This window comes from uncultured Enorma sp. (assembly GCA_905210055.1).
Lineage (GTDB): Bacteria > Actinomycetota > Coriobacteriia > Coriobacteriales > Coriobacteriaceae > Enorma.
In genome coordinates this window covers 1-17414 of the sequence record CAJLVH010000024.1, presented here as the reverse complement: position 1 = coordinate 17414, position 17414 = coordinate 1, and the positions used below count along the sequence as shown (strand labels likewise).

Genomic DNA, 17414 nt, shown 5'->3' with positions numbered 1-17414 from the left:
GGTGACAGGCATTATCCTCACAAAGCTTGACGAGACGGCCAAGGGCGGCATCGCGAAGGCGCCGAGCGCCTGCAGCGCCTGCGCAGCCTGCACATCCCGGTAACCAATGCTCCTAGGTGTGGCGCTTCAGGCGTCACTTGTCCGATTAAGGGACTATAATGCCCAGTGCAGTGAAACCACCATCGAGAAAGCCATCGACGATGCCCTTCAAGAGCGAACCGACCGCCTATAAGCCCGCCCATTTCGCGCCGGGCAACGACACCCCCAAGCCTTGCCGCAAACACAACGTTCCTCTCATCATCGCCATCGTCATCGTCGCGCTCGCCGCCGTCGCCTACGTGGCCGGTGCCATCGTCTTCTCGAACATCTACTACCCTGGCACGGTGATCGCCGGAACCGACGTCTCGCTCTGCACCGCGAGTGATGCTGCGGAACGCCTGCGCACGGCTTCGCCCGCCTACACGTTTGAGGTCACGGGCGAGGACTTCGCCTGGAGCTACGCCCCCGAGACAATCGACGACCTCATCGACGTTGAAGCGGTCGCCCAGGGCGAGCTCGCCAAAAACGAGGTCTTCATCTGGCCGGCACGCCTCATCTCGGCCCTTCTTTCCCCGAAATCCGAGCAAGACGTCATCGATACCGCCGCGACGCCAGACTTCAGCCGCTTCTCGAGAAGCTTCGACGAAGCCGCGTTCGAAGAGGAGCTCGGCGCTGCCGTCGACGCATACAACGAGAGCCGTTCCGGCACGTTCACGCCCACGGGAGCCTACGACGCGGAGGCCGGCGCCTTCACGCCCGAGCATGCGCGCGCCTGCAAGAAACTCGACCGCGACGAGGTAATCGCCTTCGCGAAGGCTCACCTTGCCGCGCTTTCATCCACCGCGTCCCTCGATGAGCTCGGAGAAGAAGCCTATCTGCCGCTCGAGGGCGGCGTGTCCGACGAGCAGATTGGATCGGCCTGCAACGCCATGAACGAGCTTGCGGGAGCAGATCTTTCGCTCAAGATGGGCGGCGCCGAAGTCGCGCGCGTGGACGGCGCATTGATCGCCCAGTGGATCGTGCTCGACGAGAACTACGCGCCCTCTATCGACGAGGAAGCTGTCGCCGCATGGGTCGAGAAGCTCGCAGACTCGCTCGACACCGTAGGGACGGAACGCACCTATACGCGGCCGGATGGTAAGGAGATTACGGTCTCAGGCGGTACGTTCGGCTGGAAGGTCGATCGCGAAGCGCTTGCCGAGCTGGTTTCGAGCGCCCTCGCGGATAAGCAGACCGGCGAGACAGACGTCCCCTGCAGCCAGACCGGCGACGTGTTCACGGCGCCAGGCGAGCGCGACTGGGGCGCCTATGTGGACATCGACATCTCGGAGCAGTACGCGCGCTACTACGACGCCGACGGCAACATCCTCTGGGAGTCGGGCGTCATCACCGGCAATCCCAACCTCGGACGGGATACGCCGACCGGCGTGTACTACCTCAACAGCTCGCTGCGCAACATCACGCTCGTAGGCAGCAAAGACCCCGAGACAGGCGAGCCGGAATACGAGACCCCGGTGAGCTTCTGGATGGCGTTCGTGGGAAGCGCCGTCGGCCTGCACGACGCGACCTGGCAGGCGTCCAGCTCCTTCGGCGACCCGAACGCGTATTATTATTGCGGAAGCCATGGCTGCGTGAACCTGCCCTACAACAAGGCCGAGGAGCTGTTCGGCATGCTCGAGGTCGGCACGTGCGTCATCACGCACCAGTAACCCGGCTGCGGAAACGTCTTGGAAGGAGGCGACGTGGCGACGCGCATCTTGCTGGTGGAAGACGACCCCTCCATCATAGAATCGCTCACGGAGCTCTTGCGGGGAGAGGGGTACGCCGTCGACCACGCCTCGACGCAAGACGATGCCCTCGCGCTCGCGTTCGGTGCTCATGCAGCCAAAGCCGCATCCGCGCAAGCGCCCGCAAGCCCTGGCGCCATCACCCTTGAAACGAGCACTCCCTATGCGCTCGCACTCCTCGACGTGACGCTCGCGCAGGGCAACGGCTTCGCGGTGTGCGCAGCGCTCAAGCAGGCAACGCCGAACCTCCCGGTCATCTTCCTCACTGCGTCGGACGACGAGTTCACCACCGTTGCCGGCATCCAGATGGGCGCCGACGACTACATCGCCAAACCGTTCCGCCCGCGCGAGCTCTTGGCGCGCATCGCCGCAACGATCCGCCGCTCGCAACCCGCTGCGAAGCGCGTGCTCTCGCTGGGACCCATACGCATCGACGCAGACCGCGCCCACGTGGAGCGCGATGGCGAAGAGATCGTCCTTTCCGCCCTCGAGTACCGGCTGCTCCTACTCTTCGCGTCGAACGCGGGCAAGCTCATCACACGCGAGCAGATCCGCGAGGCGCTCTGGGATGACGCCGGCACCTATATCGAGGAGAACACGCTCTCCGTCTACATCAAGCGGCTGCGCGACAAGATCGAGAACGATCCGGCACGTCCCGCGCTCATCGAGACGGTGCGCGGGCTCGGCTACAAGGCGCGCGGATAGGATGTGTCCCCTATGCTGCTAAGAAACCGGGAGCTCATGGGTGCGATGGTTGCCTGGATCGCCTTGACGACAGCTATCACCGTCGCAGGCAGCACGCTTGCCGGAAGCATGGGGGCAGGGATCGCGCTTGCCTCTTGCTTCCTCGGCGCACTCCCTTTCGTGGCGCTCACCTGTCTGCGCTATCGCCAACTCGCGCAGCTCTCAGCGAACATCGATGCCGTTTTACACGGGGAGCGCGACCTCGATTTCTCCAGCATGGCAGAGGGCGAGCTTGCGGTGCTCTCGAACGAGCTCGACAAGATGGTCACGCGCTTGAACCTCACGATCGATGAACTCGCCCACGAAAAGCAAGCACTCGCCGACGCTCTCGCCGACATATCCCACCAAATCAAGACGCCGCTCACCTCGCTTTCCATCACGACGGAACTCATGCGCAAGCATCTTATCGAGATTCCGGAGTGCGCCGAAGATCTCGACCGCCTGCGTAGGATCGAGCAGCTCGAGATGCGCGTCGAGCATCTCGTGGGTACGCTGCTCAAGCTCGCGCGCCTCGATGCGGGCACGGTCTCGCTCGCGCGCGAGACCGTGGCGGTGGAAACCATGGTGCGCAGGGCGACGCAACCGCTTGCCGTAGCACTCGACATCGCCGGCGTCTCGCTTGAGGTGGATGTTGCCGAAGGATGCAGCTTCACGGGTGACTTGGCATGGTCGGCTGAGGCACTCGAGAACATCGTGAAGAACTGCATGGAGCACACGCCTTCCGGCGGGCACGTGCGCATCGTCGCTTGGGAGGATGCCCTCGCCTGCCGCATTCGCGTGACGGACACCGGCCCGGGTATCGCCGACGAGGATCTGCCCTATATCTTCGAGCGCTTCTACCGCGGTGTGCACGATGCTGAAGGCTCCTCGGCCGTGAACCCCGCCGGCGTCGGCATTGGCCTTTCGCTCGCACAGGGTCTTATCGCCGCACAGGAAGGCAGCCTCGCCGCATCGAACGTACGCGATGAATCGGGAACCGTGACCGGCGCATGCTTCGACATCGCCTTCTTCAAAGCCATCGTGTGACAGCGGTGCCAGGGGAAACTGTCACACTTGCGCGACGGCGATGTGACAGCGGTGCCAGGGGAAACTGTCACGTTATTTGCTTTACCGCACGCGCAGTGGGCCCTCGCCCGATTCCCGTAAGAAGCTCGATTTGCCGGATCGAAATGCCCGCGCCGTGAAGCTCGCGAACCACCTGATCTCGTATCGCCCGAGGAAGACCCTTTACCTCCCCGGGCGAGGTAAGATTGCGCTTTCGCAGCACCGGTTCAGCGAGCCTCTTCGTCCGCTCGATAGGCGAAAGCTCGGAATCCTTAACCTCAAACGTTCGCAGCTCCCTTGAATCCAACGTCTCACGAAAAAGCTGGGTAAATCCCATCGGTCCGCCAAGCATATCTAGAACGAGCGAGGTATCCACGATATCGAAGGTCGATGCCCCAGGAACAGCATATTCCTCATAGCTTGACCACCGATATCCATCGATGGATCCGATGCCCGCCTTCGCGGGGTTCGCGTGGAGATACCGAATCGCTGCAATAAGATAGGCGTCGTCCTCAATAGGAGAAGCCGAGTATCGCTCCTGGAATACATGGCCAACGTGGCCTGCCTTCCTATTGAAATACCGCGCATATTGCGAAAGCAGAACCTGCATGGCATGGCTCAAACGAAAACGCTCGTCGTACAAGATAAGGTGGACGTGATTGTCCATGAGGCACCAGGCGATGATGCTGATCCCATCTGCCTTCATCACTTTTCGGAATAGGCTGAGAAACGAGTAACGGTCCTCTTCGTCCTCGAAGATCACCTGCTTACCGTTCCCGCGAGCCGTCACATGATAGTACCCCGACTCTGCGATTTTTCGTGGAGCCCGTGCCATGATGCCTCCCCCTCACAGAATATCTGTGAGCACGTTATTCCCGCGGTTCGACATATCTATCCACAAGGAACATGTGACAGTTTCCCCTGGCACCGCTGTCACGCCGCCGTCGCGCAAGTGTGACAGTTTCCCCTGGCACCGCTGTCACCAACTGAAGGTGACAAAACTGTCACGCGGCGGTCATCTGGGCGAAAGGGCGCACATGCAGTATGGTTGATGACGTATCCCTGCAAATGCTAGGAGCACCCATGAACATCCTTTCCGTGGAGCACCTCACCAAAGTCTATGGCAAAGGCGACACCGCCGTCCGCGCCCTCGACGACGTCTCGTTCACCGTCGAAGCCGGTGAGTTCGTCGCGATCATCGGCAGCTCGGGCTCGGGCAAGTCGACCCTCCTGCATCTCATAGGCGGCGTCGACCGTCCCACGTCGGGCACCGTCCGCCTGCAGGGGCAAGACATCTTCGCGCGCAGCGACGGGGAGCTCGCCGTCTTCCGCCGCCGCGAAGTCGGCCTCGTCTATCAGTTCTACAACCTCATCCCCGTGCTCGATGTCGTAGAGAACATGACGCTCCCCGTGCTCATGGACGGGCGCAAGGTGAACGAGCAGCTGCTCCTCAAGGTGCTCGGTCTCACCGGACGCGAGCACAACCTGCCAAACCAGCTCTCCGGCGGCCAGCAACAGCGCGTCGCCATAGGCCGCGCCCTCATGAACGCGCCGGCGATCGTGCTTGCCGACGAGCCCACCGGCAACCTCGACTCGAAGAACTCGGCCGAGATCATGGCGCTCTTAAGGAACTCGAATCGTCAACTCAAGCAGACGCTCATCGTCATCACGCACGACGAAGACATCGCGCTCATGGCCGACCGCGTCATCGCCATCGAGGATGGCAGGCTCGTGCGCGACGAACGCCGCCGCCCCGCGCCCTCTGCGGTCATGGGTGGTGCCGCACGCAGCTCACAGACCTCTGCAACGCACGTCTCCAACGTCATGACATTGGGAGCCGCCACCAATGTCGGGGAGGTGCGCTAGGATGAGCATCTTCACACGCTTTACCCTGAAGTCGCTTACGCAGAACCGCACGCGCACAGCCGTATCGATCTTCGGCGTGGCGCTCTCGGTCGCACTCATCACTGCCGTACTCACGAGCGTCGTGTCGCTCACGAACATGCTCATCGAGCGCACCGCGTCCGATGAGGGTTGGTGGTACGCGGAAGCCGCCGGTATCACAGCGGAAGACCTTGAGCGTTTGCAGAACGATCAAGAAGTCACCGACCTCACTGTTATCGCCGACATGGGCACCATCTCGCTCGGCGAGGATAACTCGGACATCTTCGGAAAATACCTGTACGCAAAGACGTGGCCGCATGACCTAGATGCGAGCGAGCCCCTCATCTCAACGCCAGAAATCGTTGCCGGCCGCGCGCCCGAGGCCCCAGGCGAGATCTTGCTCCCCCACCCGCTTCAGAACGCCGAGCTCGCCTCATGCGGCCTGACCACAGCAGATGGCGGCCCGATTGAGGTCGGCAGCCGAATCACGCTCGATTTGGGCACGCGCACGGTCACCAACCGGGAAGACGGAGCGAGCGTCACGACGACCGCGATACGCGGCGATTACATCGACGAGGCCACCCAGACCGAGACATACGAGGCGGACCTCGGACACATCGAAGGAACCGTCGTGGGCTTCTACCGCGCCTACGGTTACTCGACCATCTATTCGCTCCGAGGAAACATCGCCTACGTCTACGACGATGGAAGCGCCGTAGACCGCGCAATCACCGACGATTCCGCCGCCACCTGGGCGGGAGCAATCTTCCGCACCGCGAATCCCGCAGACGCAGAGCCCCTCGCCGACGAGATCGTCAATGTACACGAACGGATCACCGACGGCGCATCAACGGTTCATTCCACCCTCATCCGCTGGATGGGAGTTACGCCCGACACGGCCATCTGGAACACCCTCTACCAGATCGCCGCCATCCTCGCCGCCGTTGTGGTCATCGCGGGCGTGTCGCTCGTGTACAACAGCTTCGCCATATCGGTGGCCGAGCGTACGCGGCAGTTCGGCCTTCTTTCGAGCCTAGGCGCCAGCCGCCGGCAGCTCCGCTGCACGGTGTTCACCGAGGCGCTCATCATCGGCGGCATCGGCATCCCCGTAGGCCTTGCACTCGGTCTTATCGGCTGCTACGTGGTCTTTGGTATCTTAGGTGAAGGCATCGCCATGATGGCTGGCGGTGCGGAGGCTCGCGTCGTGGTGAGCCCCATCGCGCTTGGCATCGCAGCACTGCTCGGCCTCATCACGCTCATCGTGAGTGCTTGGATCCCTGCCGTCCGCGCGAGCCACGTCTCGGCGCTCGATGCCATTCGCCAGGTGCAGGATGTGCACCTCTCCCGCCGCGCGCTGCGCTCGCAGCGTCGGGCTGCCCGCCGTGGTGAGCGCGGTTCGCTTGTGCGCCCGCTCGGCCTCGCGGGACGGATCTTCGGCATCCCCGGCTTCATCGCCCATAAGAACCTCACGCGCGCGAGCTCCAAAGGGCGCGTTACCGTAGCTGCGCTCGCTGTTTCAGTAGCCCTTCTCATCACCTCCGGTTCCATCGCCGACGTCATGAGCTATGCAAGCAGCACCACCGTCGACACCATGGAGGGGCGGGACTTGCTGCTCTATATCGATGTAACCGGCGCCGGCGCCGACCAGTCGCTCGCGCTTGCGGACGGCAAGGTCGACGGCCCCGGCATGCAGGACGCCCTCGCGCGATTCTACGCCGACGTGCAGACCGTTGATGGCGCTACGCCCAACGGGTATATGACGAGCTATGTTGCCGACGCGCTCATCCCCGCAGGCATGCTGAACGACGGCATCATGGGCCTCGATGGAAGTGCGCCGCTCCTTGCAAACGGCTCGTGGTACGGATCCGTTTACGTGAACTTCGTCGATGATGCCACGTGGAACGCCTATGTGGAGGAGCTTGGGCTCGATTCCGCAGAGTTCTGCGACCCTGCCCACCCGCGCGCCATCGCCGTGAATTCCTACGATATCAACAACGGGGAGACGTATGGCAACTACCGACCGTTCAAGGAGACCGGATCGATCGAATCACTTGAGTTCGCCGACCTTAACGGGCATTTCGTTTCCAGCATAGAAGACGATCCTGCAGGTGGGCTGCGCGCCCTGTATTACGACAACGAAGGCAATCCGGTCTACCTGCCCTATGACGAAGCGGTCGCGAACACGCAGGAGATCGAGGTTGGCGCGCTTGCGGAAACCCGCCCCGTCTGTGTGGACTCATCGGGTACGCTCCAGCTCATCCTGCCCTCCTCTGCCATCGGCCTCTCCGCGAATTCGGGGTACCTGCGGGCGAGCATGTCCTTCGACACGGGCGGTGATGCCGCACTCGCCACAGATGTCCAGGAGGCCGTCGAGGACATCGCAGAAAACTACCCAGAGCTTGACATCACCTACATGAATGCCGCGCAGGGCAAGCTTCAAGCGCGCCTCATGGTGACCACAGTCAACACGTTCATCTACTGCTTCGCCGTCATCACGGGTCTCATCGCCGTGGCAAACGTGTTCAACACGCTCGCGAATGCCCTCATACTGCGCCGCCGCGAGTTCGCGATGCTCAAGTCCATCGGCATGGGCAACCGCGCCTTCCGCCGGATGATTGCCTACGAATGCGCGAGCTACGCGTTGCGCGGCTTCGTGATCGGATTCGTCCTCGCCGCCTTCGCGAGCTTCGGCCTCTATCAGGCGATGGCGCTCTCGTATAGCACGTACGAGTTCCAGCTGCCCTGGCTGCAAATCGGCGTCTCGGCCGCCATCGTCCTCGTGGTGATCCTCGTAAGTGTGGCCTACGCTCTCGCCCGCACTCGTGCCGCCAGCATCGTCGAAGCCCTCCGCGCCGAGTAAGCCATTGGAGCCAGCCATTGGGGACGGGGGATATTGGCTGATGAAACCGTGTCGGCGAAACCAGCCAATAACCCCCGTCCCTAATGGCGGGTCGGTCAGGCCGATAACCGCTCACCGAATAATCCAACCGGATAGCCATTGCCTTCAGCATGGTCGTTAAACTCTCCCGCTTCGGGTAAAAACGACACCCACGACAAAACGGAGTACGCAGGACCACAAATGCAGCAAGGAGACAATCTATGGCACGCACTCCTAGAAAGAAGGCTCAAAGCGGTTACTATCACGTCATGATGCGTGGAAACGGGCGAATGGTCATATTCACCGACACCGAGGACCGTTATTGCTTTCTCACATGTCTCGAGGAAGCCTTGGAGCACGCCGAAATCAAACTCATTGCATGGTGCCTCATGGATAACCACTGCCACCTGCTGCTAAGCGATGAGCATGACAACCTCAGCGAGGCAATGCACAACATTGCGACTCGCTATGCCCTGCACTTCAATAATAAGACCGGTCATGTTGGATCGGTCTTTCAAGGAAGGTTCGCCAGCAAGCCAGTCGAATCAAGCGACTATCTCCTTCGGGCGGTTCGCTATATTCATAACAACCCCTGCGAAACCGGCGTCGCACGCGAACAATTCTTTTGGAGCAGCTATCACGAATACGTTGGGAGTCCCAACCTCATTGACAGCTCGATTGTTCTGGAACTTATTGGAGGAAAGGATCGCTTTGCCGAATTCAGCGCCGAAAAGACCTCGTCGTATCGGCCTTTCGCAAGTCGAAGAATCGGTGGCCAAGAGCTCCTGCGCGAGGTGAGCAGCACTTTGGACGGCATCGATCCCATGCAAGTCAAATCCCTCGCGCCCCGCAAACAGGAATCTGCGCTGAGAAAGCTTGCCCGTGCTGGATTCTCAGGACGGCAAATGGAGCGAGCGACAGGGATAGGGCGCTATCGAATTGCGCGGATTATGGCAAGCAATCTCTCCGACACCAGCCAATAACCCCCGTCCCTAATGGCGGGAACGACGGCGAAGATTCTTGGGGGAGACGGTGATACCGCCGGCGGTCTGCCGGATGCCCTGACGGCCGGGACGACGGTGCGGAACGGAGGCTTCGGCAACTCGGGCGCTATCATGCGCGGACGCACCTGCCGCACCGGCAGCCTTCTTACGCTCGGGCGCACGACCACCGTGTACCAGGCGGTTCCAACGCGCATGAATGCTCGCATGGTGAGCAGAGCGCAGGCCGAGAAGCGGAGCCGTCAGAATCGTCGGGCCGAAGAACGTGATGATGCGCCACACGAGGTAGCCTGCCGTCGCAGAGGGACCGAAGAAGTGCCCCAAGAAAAGCGCGAATCCGCCCTCGGCGCCTCCCGTACCGCCCGGCAACGGCACCGCGCTCGACAGCAGCTGGATGAACGCACCGGCCGCAAGGCAGGAGATGAAGTCGACGTCATGCTTGCCGAACGCCAGCAGCACGAAGTACGGCACCATGTAGAAAAACGCGAGCTGCGCCATGGTCACGAGCATCGTGATGCCCATGGAGGAAAGGTGCGCAGCGGCGTGCTTAAAGTGATCGGAGAACGAGTAAATCTCGTTGTTCACGTAATCGCGCCAGCCGCGCGTGCGGTCGCTCTCGCCGCCGCCAACGCGCTCCACGAACCGGATGCCCCACATCGCGACGCGCACCACGAAGCGCGGGCACAAGCACACGATGAAGAGCCCGGTGAGCAGCACCACGTGCCCGCCGAAGCTGAAGAGGCATAGCAGCGTCATATCGCCGTAGAGCTCCGTGAAGAACGGCAGACGCACAGCGAGCAGGATTGCACCCCACGCCACGAGGCCGATTTGGAACACGATATACCGGGTGAACTGCGTGGCGCCCGCCTCGCCCACCGGCTGCCCCGCCTTTGTGAGGCGGTAGATCTGCGCCGGCGTGCCGCCCACCATCATGGGCGTGAGGTTGCCGAAGAACACGCCCGACGCCTCGACGGAGATGAGGTCGCGGATGCCCACCGGCGAATCCGGGTCGAGCCATACCGCGATGGCGTAGGCAATGACGCCGAAGATGAAGTACAGCACCATGCAGATGCACGCGACGACGATCCACGACATGTCGACGGTCGACATGGCCTCGGCAAACTCGAGGATCTGCCCCGTAACGACCAGATACACGATATAAGCGACGAGCACCAACCCGATGAAGATGGCACCGCGACGCGCACCGCGGCGGTCGTCGCCACCCGCGGAAGCGGCATCGACATGCTGCTTGGGCGCTGTATGCGAGGACTCTGACATGGATCTCCCCAGAACCGGCGAACGAGCATCTCATAGATATCTTTATTGTAAAGCATCCCCCGCTCCCCTGCTCCGTCTGCATACGAGGAGCAGAGATTCCGTGATGCGAAAGCTGGCACATGGCTGTCGCCAGACAGCATAACGAGCGGGTCGGCACGGCTGCCGGAGCGTACTTGCCGGTTCGCGGGGCTGCAGGGCGGAATGCCATCGCGCCTCGACCCCGAACCCCCATCCCGCGCCTCGATCCGCGCCGTTTGGGTACCATAGCTTCAATACGCCCGATACGAGGAGAACCTATGACCGGCAACGCCACCACGCCCATCCCCGCCTTCACCGGATCGTTCCGCGAGAATCTCGAAGCCCTCGTCGGCGTGCTCGAGCGCGGCGACAAAGATCCTGCCGGCAAGACAATCGGCTTCGAACTCGAACGCATCCTCATCGACCGAACGGGCGCGTCCGTTCCCTTCGAAGGCGTGTGCGGTGTGGGCGCGCTCATCGCGAAGCTCGTCGAGCTGCATCCCGAATGCGAGCCCGTTCACATCGACGGGCACCTCCTCGGCCTCTCGTACCGCATTGATTCCGGTACCGAGTCCATCGAGGTCGCCGTGTCGCTCGAACCTGCCGCGCAACTCGAGATATCCGCCGGCCCCGCCCATTCCGTGCGCGCGCTCTACGATGCCGTGTGCGCCTTCGACGCCTCCGTGGAACGCGCCTGCGCAGAAATCGGCCTCGATGCCCGGATGGTTGCCGCCGGTTATAACCCAACGGTGAAAAGCCCGCTTGAACTCGAGCTCATTCCCAAGGAGCGGTATCGCGACATGGACGCCTACCTCTCCCGACGCGGACGCTATGCGCGCGACATGATGCGCTGCACCGCCTCCACGCAGGTCTCGCTCGACTACGAGGATGAAGCGGACTGCGCGCGCATCTATCGGCTTGCCACCCTCCTGGGTCCCGCCTTCGCCTTTCTCTTCGACAACGCGCCCGTCTTCCGCGGCGCGCCGTCACCTGGCATGGCTCGCTCGCGCATCTGGCATCATGTGGACGTCGACCGCTGCGGCATCGTGCCCGGCGCGCTCGAGGGGCTCAGCTTCGAGGACTATATCCTCTGGGTCTCGAACGTGAAGCCGATCCTCTTCACCGATGCAGACCATATCACCACCGCGACGGGCGACCGCTACAGCCGCGACATCATGTCCGAGCGACCGCTCGCAACCTCCGAACTCATGCACCTGCTCTCGATGGTCTTTCCGAATGTGCGCTTGAAGGGCTTCGTCGAGCTGCGCGAGATGGATTCCCTGCCGCCGCGCCTCGCAGCCGCATGCACGAGCTTTACCGGCGCCCTCTTCTACGATAAATGCCTCGAGGCAAAGCTCGCAAGCCGTCTGAGCACCTGGCTTCCTCACGGTTTCGACGAGATCGACGAGTACGATGCCATCGTCGCCCGCCTGCATCTCGAGGAACAGGGCTGGGACGCCGAGGTCTACGGTATGCCCGTCATGGAACTTGTCGACGCCCTCGTCGCAATCGCCTGCGAAAACGTCGCGCTCGGCGCGGGCTGCACCGGCGTGGGCGACGAGGCGCGCGTGCCCGTGCTCCAAACGACCGATGCCGCCGCCACCTTCGATCTCGAGGGAATCGAGCTCCTGGCGAGGCTCTGGGGCAACCGCCGCCTCCCACGCGACCTTACCGCTGAAGAACTGGACTGCTAGGCATATCCCGAGCACGGCAGAAGCCGAAGCAAGCCATCCTCATAGATGCTGAACCCGGCCAAGATAGGCGAAACGTGTATCCGCCGTTTCAACTGGATGGGTCATCCTTCTTCTTCCCTGCCCGCGCGTATCGAGGTGAGCTCTATGTTAGCGTCGATGCATGAGTACGCTGAAAAAAGAAAAACCCGGATGCCATTCGGCGATCCGGGAATCAAGTCTTGGTAGCCCGTACCAGATTCGAACTGGTGATCTCCGCCTTGAGAGGGCGGCGTCCTAAACCGCTAGACGAACGGGCCAGGTGCGCAAGGCATCGCGCCTCGTGCGAATAAGGATATTACGGGAACAACCCCGCCGTTGCAAGCCTCAATAGAAGAATCTTCCAAGTTGTGGGCATCCCGTGGAGCCATGTGGCGTTTCGCAGAAGAACAGCCGTGCAACAGGCGTCCCCGCCGCGAGCGCCCCGCCGTCGCCAGCCATTAGGGACAGTCCCCTTTGGCGGGAAGCCTGCCCCCTTTGGCCAGCCATGGGGGACAGTCCCCTTTGGCAGAAACCTGTCCCCTTTGGCCAGCCATTAGGGACTGTCCCTTTTGGCGAGAGGCCTGTCCCTTTTGGCAGGGTTAGCGATGGAAGAAGGTGTGACGTTCGAACTTGGGCTCGCAGCATACGTTGATGCCGAGCCGCTTGAGCAGAGCCTCGTCCGTGGAGGAAATGATCACCGAGAAGAACGCATCGCAGCCGCGTAAAAGCGGCAGCCCCGCGAGCACGCGCGCCGCGACGTCGCTCGACGCCGAGGTGATCGAGAGCGCGATGAGCGTCTCGTCCGGATGCAGGCGCGGGTTATGGCTTCCCAGCTGCGTCGTCTTGAGGTGGCTGATGGGCTCGATCGCCTCGTTGCTGATGACCTCGAGCTCCATGTCGACCCCGGTCACGCTCTTGAGGGCGTTCATGATGAGCGAGCTCGCCGCACCCAGGCGCTCAGACGTCTTACCCGTCACCACGGAGCCGTCGGGCAACACCATGGCACCCACGGGCGTGCCCGTGGTCTCTTCCTTGAGCAGCGCCGCCGAGCGCGCCGGCGAGAAATCCTTCGTCACGCCCGCACGCTTCATGATGAGCTTGAGCTTGTCGACCTGATCCTGCCCCGTGCCGGTGCGCTTCACCTGGACGGCTGCCGTGAAGTAGCGCCGCACGATCTCCATACGTGCGGCCTCGCGGCACGCCTCGTCGTCCGTGATGGCGAACCCCACCATGTTGACACCCATGTCCGTGGGGCTCTGGTAGGGACTCTCCCCCATGATCTTCTCCATGAGCGACTTCACCACGGGAAACGCCTCGACGTCGCGGTTGTAGTTCACGGTTGTCTCGCCGTAGGCGTCCAGGTGGAACGAGTCGATGATGTTCGAATCGTCGAGGTCGACGGTCGCGGCCTCGTAGGCGATGTTCACGGGATGGTTGAGCGGCAGGTTCCACACGGGGAACGTCTCGAACTTCGCGTAGCCGGCCGCGACGCCGCGCCGATGCTCGTGGTACACCTGCGACAAGCAGGTCGCGAGCTTGCCCGAGCCGGGGCCGGGCGCCGTCACGACCACGAGCGGGCGCTTCGTCTCGACGAACTCGTTGCGCCCATAGCCCTCCTCGGAGACGATGAGGTCGATGTCGTGCGGATACCCCTCGATGGGATAGTGCAGCTTGCACGGGATGCCGAGCATCGAGAGGCGGCGGCGGAAGACATCGGCTGCAGGCTGGCCGGCATACTGGGTCACCACCACCGCTGCGACCGAGATGCCGTTGCTGCTGAAGATATCCGCAAGACGCAGCACGTCCTCGTCGTAGGTAATACCCAAATCGCCGCGAGCTTTGTTCTTCTCGATGTCATTCGCGTTGATCGCGATGATGACCTCAACATCTTCCGAAAGGCTCTTGAGCATGCGGAACTTGACCGAGGGCTCGAAGCCGGGGAGCACGCGGCTCGCATGGTAGTCGTCGAAAAGCTTGCCGCCGAACTCGAGGTAGAGCTTGCCGCCGAACTGCTCGATGCGCTCCTTGATGCGCGCCGCCTGAAGCTCAATGTACTTCTCGTTATCGAATCCCAACCGCATGGGGGCTCCTCTCTGATGTGCGAACTGAATAAGTATAGCCGAGCCCGGCAGGTCGGGGACGCCGCATTTCACTCCGAGCGTTTCCGCAGCAACAAGGCGAAGCCTTGTTGCGAGGGCTTGCGAGGAGGGAAACGCGGCGTCCCCGACCTGCCGGGCTCGGCACACGACTTCTTCGCACATCAGAGAGGAAGGCCGGCTTATAGGACAAAAAGTGTGTCTCGATAGAACACGTGTCCTAGTCCAGCCAGAAGGGGTACGGGTCCTTGCGGTGCAGCTCCTCCCACACGGCCCGGTCGCCCCACTCCGGACCGCCGTCCTCGCGCTTGGGCGACGCCGAGCAGACCCTGTACAGGAGGTCGATGTCGTCGTCGGTGGACATGGAGCGGAGGATCTCCCTCGCCGGCCTCGGGCTCTCGGTGTGCATGTAGCACCACCAGAAGACCGCCTTGACCCGGCGCATGAGCGACAGCCCGCGGTGGTTGCGCAGGACCTCCCTGAGCTGGGCGTTGACCCCTCCCTCGATCGGGTTGTTGGTGCGCGGCAGCGGCCCCTCCGCGGCCAGGGCCGGGTCGAGGTAGGTGAAGAGGGTTCCCCTGCTCACCAGCCGCGAGAGCGACGAGCGGGCCTTCCTGAGCCTCTCGTGCGTGTACTGGCGCCGGCCGTCTACCACGCTCACGTCCTCGAGGAAGTCGGCCCAGAACGAGCACCACTGCAGGTAGCGCTCCACCCACCAGTCGGCCTGGCGGAGCGTCTCGAGGTGCATGAGCTCGATCGAGAGGGCGTAGAGCTCCCTGCCCGCCTGGAGCCTCGGGCGCGAGGTGGTGTAGCGCCTCACCTGCGAGAACGCGTGGAAGAGGCACCTCTGGACCCTCGTGCGCGGCCATGCCCGGCGCCTCGCCCTCTCGAAGCCCGTCCCGCCGTCGCACACCGCCACGTCCGGGGCCGGGATGGGCGCCATCAGCGCCTCCCACGCCCTGCTCGTCTCCGACTCGGCCATGTACCACGAGACCACGTGCTCCCCGTCGTAGGCTATCAGCACGACGAGGTCGCGGGCGAGCCAGATCCCGTCGACGAAGAGCACGCGGTGCACCTCGCCCGTGGGCTCCGGCATGGGCCAGATCGGCCAGAAGGCCGCGGCGAGTCTCCTGAACGTGCGCCCCTGCCCGGGCATGTCCGCCTGCGTCGCCTTCGAGAGCAGCCACGCCAGGAACTCGTCGAGCCGCGCCGCCGTGTCGTCGTAGGAGACCGTGGTCGAGGCGCCGCACGCCCCGCACCTCCACCTCTGCGCGCCTGCGCTCGTCTTCCCGTTCCTCTTCATCTCCGCCCCGCAGGAGGGGCACCTGACCGCCTTCATCCCCAGCTCCTTGGTAATCGGGATTTTAACGGCCTGATTTTCCGCCATCTACCTGCGCGGACGCATCTGATTCGGACACACTTTCTGTCCGGGTGGTTAAAATCGCCCAGCAGATTTAAACGCATGGAAAAGGGGCGTCAACCTGCGCCGATGCCCCTGATTCGGACACACTTTTTGTCCTACAAGCCGGAAGGCCGGAGAAGAACAGAGGTGCACCGTTGTAACGGTTTCAACATCTTATTCTTCCAGGGTCGTTTCCGTAGCGCCGGCGTGCCCCCGCAGCGGCGGGGCCGGGCTTGCCTGGCGCGATTCCGCAACAAGCGAAGCGAGCGAGGACAAGCGCCTGGCAAGCCCGGCACCGCCGCTGCGGGGGCACCCGACAGGAGCATAGAAAAGCGCCCCCTCCCGTGCACGGTGCGGGAGGGGGCAGAAAGGTAGGGTCTTACCGGATGCTCGCCTGCGCGTGCCCCGGCTCGACTTTGGGCTCATCCCTGCAAACGGAGGAGACACGTGCCGTTCGCAGGAGCGACGAGAGAGAGAACGTCGCTAGATGATCATGATCGCCACGGTGCAGATCACGATGCACACGATAGAGAGCACGACGATGAGCTTCATTGCGAACTTGAGCCAGGTCGTCCACTCGATACGAGCGAGCGCGAGGCCGCCCATGATGGCACCGGAGGTCGGAGTGAAGAGGTTCACCACGCCAATGGCACTCGAGAAAATCATGACCATGACCTCAGGCGAGAAGCCGAGCTGCTGGGCAAGCGGTCCCATGATGGGGATGGACACCGTAGCCATGCCGGAGGTCGAGGGGATGAGGAACGACAGACCGAAGTAGATGAGCCATGCAACGGGGGCGAACAGCACGCCGGAGACGCCCTTGAGCGCGTTGGCAGCGGCGTTCAGCACGTACATGTCGAGGCCGGTCGCAGCCATGAGCACGGAGATGCCGCGCGCGAGGGCGATGACGAGCACGACGCTCATCATGTCGGCGGCACCGGAGATGAACGTGTTCACGATGTCCTTCTCCGAGAGACCACCCACGATGCCGATAACGATGGCCATGATGAAGAACCAGGTGGATGCCTCATCGAAGTACCACTGGCCGATAGGCAGGCCGGTAATGACGGCGGACCAACCCTGAGCAGTCTGAACCTCGCCCTCGGCGACGCCCTCGACCGTGCCCTCGACGGTGGTCACAGTGCCGTTGGCCTCATCGTAGGCAGCGACGAGATCATCGGTGGTAACCGGGGTCTCGACGGCCTCATAGGCGGAGCCGGAGTCGAAGAACGCGGCAACGCCCTCGTTGAGGTCGGCAATCGGGATGAAGCCAAGAATCATGACGACGAACGTGAAGGCGAAGATCACGAGCACGCCCTTCTGGCGGCCGGTGAGCGTGATGTCCTTGTTGACCTCGGCGGCAGCGGCACCATGAGCCTCTTCGGCATTCTTGAGCTCCTGCATGGAGAGGATGGTCGAGCCCTTGTCTGCCTTGACCTTCTTGGCGTAGCTCATCACGAAGAGGATCGAGATGATAGTCGTCACGACGCAGAGCACGAGACCGATGCCGATGATGATCGTCTGGTCTGCC

Annotated in this window: 12 protein-coding genes and 1 tRNA gene; 7 read left to right on the top strand and 6 right to left on the bottom strand. The window is 62.6% G+C overall.

Annotated elements, in window-relative coordinates:
- Positions 1-200 precede the first annotated feature (200 nt).
- From QZ079_RS03120 to QZ079_RS03110, 3 genes are read left to right on the top strand one after another with little or no spacing between them, the layout of a single operon-like run.
- Positions 201-1748: a L,D-transpeptidase/peptidoglycan binding protein gene (locus QZ079_RS03120; protein WP_297035001.1), complete on the top strand. Its 1548-nt coding sequence runs from the start codon at positions 201-203 to the stop codon at positions 1746-1748.
- Between the two features lie 33 nt (positions 1749-1781).
- Entirely contained in the window at positions 1782-2531 is a 750-nt protein-coding gene (locus QZ079_RS03115) for a response regulator transcription factor (protein ID WP_297034997.1), read from the top strand.
- A 12-nt stretch (positions 2532-2543) separates the two neighbouring features.
- The gene (locus tag QZ079_RS03110; RefSeq protein ID WP_297034995.1) at positions 2544-3596 is read left to right on the top strand and encodes a sensor histidine kinase KdpD; all 1053 of its coding nucleotides are present in this window, start codon (positions 2544-2546) and stop codon (positions 3594-3596) included.
- A gap of 67 nt (positions 3597-3663) precedes the next feature.
- Here QZ079_RS03110 and QZ079_RS03105 read toward each other — a convergent pair whose 3' ends face one another.
- Complete coding sequence (locus tag QZ079_RS03105; protein WP_297034992.1) at positions 3664-4449, bottom strand: transposase; 786 nt, start codon at positions 4447-4449, stop codon at positions 3664-3666.
- A 248-nt stretch (positions 4450-4697) separates the two neighbouring features.
- Here QZ079_RS03105 and QZ079_RS03100 point away from each other — a divergent pair, with 248 nt between their 5' ends.
- The 3 genes from QZ079_RS03100 (at position 4698) to QZ079_RS03090 (ending at position 9359) form a co-directional block, all read left to right on the top strand.
- Positions 4698-5480, top strand: a complete 783-nt coding sequence (locus tag QZ079_RS03100) for an ABC transporter ATP-binding protein (RefSeq protein ID WP_297034989.1) — start codon at positions 4698-4700, stop codon at positions 5478-5480.
- Position 5481: 1 nt separating this feature from the next.
- Positions 5482-8358 carry an ABC transporter permease gene (locus QZ079_RS03095; RefSeq protein ID WP_297034986.1) on the top strand — a complete coding sequence of 959 codons (2877 nt, stop codon included), beginning with the start codon at positions 5482-5484 and terminating at the stop codon, positions 8356-8358.
- 239 nt (positions 8359-8597) lie between these two features.
- Positions 8598-9359, top strand: coding sequence for a transposase (locus tag QZ079_RS03090; protein WP_297034982.1), 762 nt, complete (start codon positions 8598-8600; stop codon positions 9357-9359).
- Between the two features lie 9 nt (positions 9360-9368).
- Here the strand turns inward: QZ079_RS03090 and QZ079_RS03085 are convergent, their stop codons facing one another.
- Positions 9369-10655, bottom strand: coding sequence for a lysylphosphatidylglycerol synthase transmembrane domain-containing protein (locus QZ079_RS03085; RefSeq protein WP_297034979.1), 1287 nt, complete (start codon positions 10653-10655; stop codon positions 9369-9371).
- Positions 10656-10951: 296 nt separating this feature from the next.
- Here QZ079_RS03085 and QZ079_RS03080 point away from each other — a divergent pair, with 296 nt between their 5' ends.
- Entirely contained in the window at positions 10952-12367 is a 1416-nt protein-coding gene (locus QZ079_RS03080; protein ID WP_297034975.1) for a glutamate-cysteine ligase family protein, read from the top strand.
- Between the two features lie 219 nt (positions 12368-12586).
- Here the strand turns inward: QZ079_RS03080 and QZ079_RS03075 are convergent.
- From QZ079_RS03075 to QZ079_RS03060, 4 genes are all read right to left on the bottom strand, one after another.
- Positions 12587-12663 (bottom strand) — tRNA-Glu (locus QZ079_RS03075).
- 321 nt (positions 12664-12984) lie between these two features.
- Positions 12985-14466, bottom strand: a complete 1482-nt coding sequence (locus QZ079_RS03070; RefSeq protein ID WP_297034971.1) for a DUF1846 domain-containing protein — start codon at positions 14464-14466, stop codon at positions 12985-12987.
- Positions 14467-14701: 235 nt separating this feature from the next.
- The gene (locus tag QZ079_RS03065) at positions 14702-15820 is read right to left on the bottom strand and encodes an IS1249 family transposase (protein WP_297034968.1); all 1119 of its coding nucleotides are present in this window, start codon (positions 15818-15820) and stop codon (positions 14702-14704) included.
- Positions 15821-16366: 546 nt separating this feature from the next.
- Positions 16367-17414 (bottom strand): YfcC family protein (locus tag QZ079_RS03060; RefSeq protein ID WP_297034965.1); only part of this gene is annotated, 1048 nt, incomplete at its 5' end.

Bases quoted from the DNA above. Each gene is read 5' to 3' on its own strand.
- QZ079_RS03110 (WP_297034995.1), top strand. From the start codon at position 2,544: ATGCTGCTAAGAAACCGGGAGCTCATGGGTGCGATGGTTGCCTGGATC.
- QZ079_RS03120 (WP_297035001.1), top strand. From the start codon at position 201: ATGCCCTTCAAGAGCGAACCGACCGCCTATAAGCCCGCCCATTTCGCG.
- QZ079_RS03085 (WP_297034979.1), bottom strand. From the start codon at position 10,655: ATGTCAGAGTCCTCGCATACAGCGCCCAAGCAGCATGTCGATGCCGCT.
- QZ079_RS03095 (WP_297034986.1), top strand. From the start codon at position 5,482: ATGAGCATCTTCACACGCTTTACCCTGAAGTCGCTTACGCAGAACCGC.
- QZ079_RS03070 (WP_297034971.1), bottom strand. From the start codon at position 14,466: ATGCGGTTGGGATTCGATAACGAGAAGTACATTGAGCTTCAGGCGGCG.
- QZ079_RS03080 (WP_297034975.1), top strand. From the start codon at position 10,952: ATGACCGGCAACGCCACCACGCCCATCCCCGCCTTCACCGGATCGTTC.
- QZ079_RS03065 (WP_297034968.1), bottom strand. From the start codon at position 15,820: ATGAAGGCGGTCAGGTGCCCCTCCTGCGGGGCGGAGATGAAGAGGAAC.
- QZ079_RS03090 (WP_297034982.1), top strand. From the start codon at position 8,598: ATGGCACGCACTCCTAGAAAGAAGGCTCAAAGCGGTTACTATCACGTC.
- QZ079_RS03100 (WP_297034989.1), top strand. From the start codon at position 4,698: ATGAACATCCTTTCCGTGGAGCACCTCACCAAAGTCTATGGCAAAGGC.
- QZ079_RS03105 (WP_297034992.1), bottom strand. From the start codon at position 4,449: ATGGCACGGGCTCCACGAAAAATCGCAGAGTCGGGGTACTATCATGTG.